This is a genomic window from Rhizobium sp. CRRU65 (assembly GCF_048551595.1).
Classification (GTDB): domain Bacteria; phylum Pseudomonadota; class Alphaproteobacteria; order Rhizobiales; family Rhizobiaceae; genus Rhizobium; species Rhizobium leguminosarum_J.
Window position 1 is genome coordinate 1 of sequence record NZ_JBLYZH010000056.1, and the last position, 514, is coordinate 514.

A 514-nucleotide genomic window follows, 5' to 3' on the forward strand; every position below is an offset into this window, starting at 1 on the left:
TCGAGGACCGCGGTGATCCATGCTCGCTGCTGGTGTTCGTCGACGATGCGACGGGCAAGCTGATGCAGTTGCGGTTCGTGCGCTCGGAAAGCGCCTTCAGCTATTTCGAGGCGCTGGCGCTTTACCTGCGCGATCACGGCGCGCCTGTGGCTTTCTACTCCGACAAGCATTCGGTGTTCCGGGTGGCGAAGAAGGAGGCCAAGGGTGGCCAGGGCATGACCCAGTTCGGGCGGGCGCTTTGTGAGCTAAACAAGAGCGGCCCTCGCCGCGCCGGCCAGACGGATCATATGTTCGGCATTCCCGATGGCAGCCAGGGCAATGGTTATCACAAGCGCGGCCGCAAGCCTGGTCGGCGGACGGACTTCATGAATGATCCGGAGGTGATTCCCAAAAGGCAGAAGGCGTTGATGAGGCAGCCAGCGGAATGAAGTTCGTCAGTGCACGCCGATGTCGCTTTGCGTATCCGATTCCAACTGCAGGCAGGCTGCCCAAAGTGGCGTCTTGTGGAAGGATC

Annotated in this window: 1 pseudogene; it reads left to right on the forward strand. The window is 61.1% G+C overall.

What is annotated here, in order from left to right:
• Nucleotides 1-251, forward strand: a pseudogene (locus ACM5SV_RS36620) (ISNCY family transposase); the annotation flags it as partial.
• Between the last annotated feature and the right edge of the window lie 263 nt (nucleotides 252-514).